We start from the raw sequence: 2,440 nt of genomic DNA, 5'->3' as shown, positions 1-2,440 counted from the left end.
GTAAGCGTCCGGCAATCCCGTCTTGGAGACGAGCAGGCAGTTCAGGCTGTGGCGCCCAACGGCTGCCAGCGATGCGGCAGCAGCTCCACGATGCGGCTGGCGGGCTGCGTGGGCAGCCGCTCAAGCACGTCGCGCAGGTACGCGTAGGGCTCGTGCCCATTGAGCCGCGCCGAGTGCACCAGGCTCATGATCGCGGCGGCCCGCTTGCCCGCACGCAGGCTCCCCGCGAACAGCCAGTTGTTGCGTCCAATGGCGATGGGCCGGATCTGGTTTTCGACCCAGTTGTTGTCGATGGGCAGATCGCTGTCGTCGATGTAGCGCGTCAGCGCTGCCCACCGGTTCAGGTTGTAGTCGATCGCCTTGGCCGTTGCCGATCCGTCGGGCACCTTCTGCCGCTGCTGCACCAACCACTGGTGTAGCGCATCGGCCACCGGCCGTGATCGCTGCTGCCGCAGTTGTTTGCGCCGTTCAGGCAAGGCGTCGCTGGCATCGCGCTCGACTTCATACAGCTGTATGAAGAACTTCAGCGCCTGCTCGCCGATCTGGCTTTGGTGATTGGCCCACAGCTCGTGGAACTTGCGCCGCGCGTGTGCCATGCAGCCGACCTCGGTCACGCCGAGCTCGAAGCAGGCCTTGTAGCCACTGAAGTCGTCGGTGACGAGCTTGCCCTTCCAACCCGGGCGTTGCTCGTTGCCTGGCAGGCCCAGGAAGCCGCGCACATGCTGACCGCCGCGGCTGTCGGCGAAGTCGAAGACGACGGCCCTGATCGGGTTGAACTGCGTCGTGCAGTAGCTCCACAGGTACGCCCGGTGCGTCTTGCCGTTGCCCGGCTTGAGCATCGCCACCGGCGTCTCGTCCGCGTGCAGCACGTTGTGGCGCAGCATCTCGGCCGCGAGTGCATCCACCAGCGGTTGCAGCTGCACACCGCACTCGCCCACCCACTGCGCCAGCGTCGAGCGGGCCAAGGCCAGCCCCGCGCGCTCGAAGATGTGTTCCTGCCGGTACAGCGGCAGGTGATCCAGGTACTTGGCTACCAGCACCTGGGCCAGCAATCCCGTCGTGGGCAACCCCTTGTCGATGACGTGCGGGGCTACTGGCGCCTGCACCAGTTTCTCGCAGCAGCTGCAAACCCATTTGCCGCGCACATGGCGTTCGACGGTGAACACACCGGGCTGGTAGTCCAGCTTCTCGGCCACGTCCTCGCCAATGCGCTGCATCGCCTGGCCGCAGCCGCAGGTGGTGCTCTCGGGCTCGTGGCGAATCTCGCGTCGCGGCAGGTGCGCCGGTAGCTTCTCGCGCTTGGGCTGCTGCTTGTCCTGGGGTTTTCTGCTGGGCTCGAGGGCTTCGATCTCCGCGGCCACGGCCGCCAGATCCATGTCCAGCGTCTCTTCGAGCAAGCTCTTCTGCTCGGCCGTGTACGCCTCGCTCTTCGCGGCGAACTTCAGCCGCTTGAGCATCGCGTTCTCATGCGTGAGCTTGTCGATGACGGCCTGCTTGAAGGCTGCCAAGCGATCACGCTGAGCGATGAGCTCGTCCTTGTGCGCCACTTCGGACTGCGCCGCGCGCAACGCCTGGCGCAGTTGCTCCGGATCCAGCGTGTCGATGTGCGCGTCGGCGATCACAGGTTGTGATCGTGCCCAATGACGCATTACAGGCACATCGGCAAATCCAGCAATGGCGCTACAGCACGGTGATGATCCCGGCCTCGCCAACACGTTGCCACGGCAGGCCCAGCACCAGGGCATCGAACTGCGCTCGCGTCAGCGTCAAGGTAGCACACGCATCCTTCGGCCAGACGAACCTGCCGCTGTTCAGCCGCCTGGCTGCCAGCCACACGCCGATGCCGTCATGCACGAGCACCTTCATGCGATTGGCTCGGCGGTTGGCGAACAGGTAGGCGTGATGCGGTCGGGCGGCGCCGAAGACATTGACCACGCGCGTCAGCGCCGCTTCGGTGCCGGCACGCAGGTCCAGCGGCTCGACGGCCAACCACACCGCATCCACGCGGATCACCGCAGCAGCTCGCGCGTCCAGGCCGCCAAGTCCGCCGCAGCAGACGCCGGCCAGGTGATCTTCATGGACACCGCACCGCGGCGCAGTTCGATCTCGACGCTGCGCTCCACGGCAGCTGGCATGGCCAGTGGCGCAATCGCCACGGGCACGAACTCCGCCGCCTTGCCGACCGCTGTGCCGGCGCCTTCGCGGGCCTGTTTGCGCCAGCCGTGCACGATGTTGGCATTGATGCCATGCGACATCGCCACCTTGGCCACCGACGCGCCCGGCGCATCGCACTCGGCCCTGATCTGCGCCTTGAGCTCCCTGCTGTAGCGCTTCCGAGTCGCTGTCTTCTCGCTTGTCATCGTGTCCACTTATCTCGTACGTGGACACGATCGTTATCGCTGCGACCCCCTCATTCAAGACGGGTTCGCCGGACGCTTAC

Annotated in this window: 3 protein-coding genes; all 3 read right to left on the bottom strand. The window is 65.9% G+C overall.

The window, feature by feature from the left end:
* Nucleotides 1-41 precede the first annotated feature (41 nt).
* From tnpC to tnpA, 3 genes are read right to left on the bottom strand one after another with little or no spacing between them, the layout of a single operon-like run.
* Entirely contained in the window at nt 42-1,649 is a 1,608-nt protein-coding gene (gene tnpC / locus AC1DYI_RS32785) for an IS66 family transposase (RefSeq protein WP_477208292.1), read from the bottom strand.
* A 31-nt stretch (nt 1,650-1,680) separates the two neighbouring features.
* The gene (gene tnpB / locus AC1DYI_RS32780; RefSeq protein ID WP_477208291.1) at nt 1,681-2,013 is read right to left on the bottom strand and encodes an IS66 family insertion sequence element accessory protein TnpB; all 333 of its coding nucleotides are present in this window, start codon (nt 2,011-2,013) and stop codon (nt 1,681-1,683) included.
* The gene (gene tnpA / locus AC1DYI_RS32775) at nt 2,010-2,360 is read right to left on the bottom strand and encodes an IS66-like element accessory protein TnpA (RefSeq protein WP_477208290.1); all 351 of its coding nucleotides are present in this window, start codon (nt 2,358-2,360) and stop codon (nt 2,010-2,012) included. The genes tnpB and tnpA overlap by 4 nt, the downstream gene beginning before the upstream one ends.
* Nucleotides 2,361-2,440 lie beyond the last annotated feature (80 nt).

The organism is Ideonella sp. P3_A4 (genome assembly GCF_056403075.1).
This window is presented reverse-complemented; position numbering and strand designations above follow the sequence as displayed.

What these genes read in the sequence shown, in the direction of transcription:
- tnpC (WP_477208292.1), bottom strand. Translation starts at nt 1,649, where the DNA reads ATGCGTCATTGGGCACGATCACAACCTGTGATCGCCGACGCGCACATC.
- tnpA (WP_477208290.1), bottom strand. Translation starts at nt 2,360, where the DNA reads ATGACAAGCGAGAAGACAGCGACTCGGAAGCGCTACAGCAGGGAGCTC.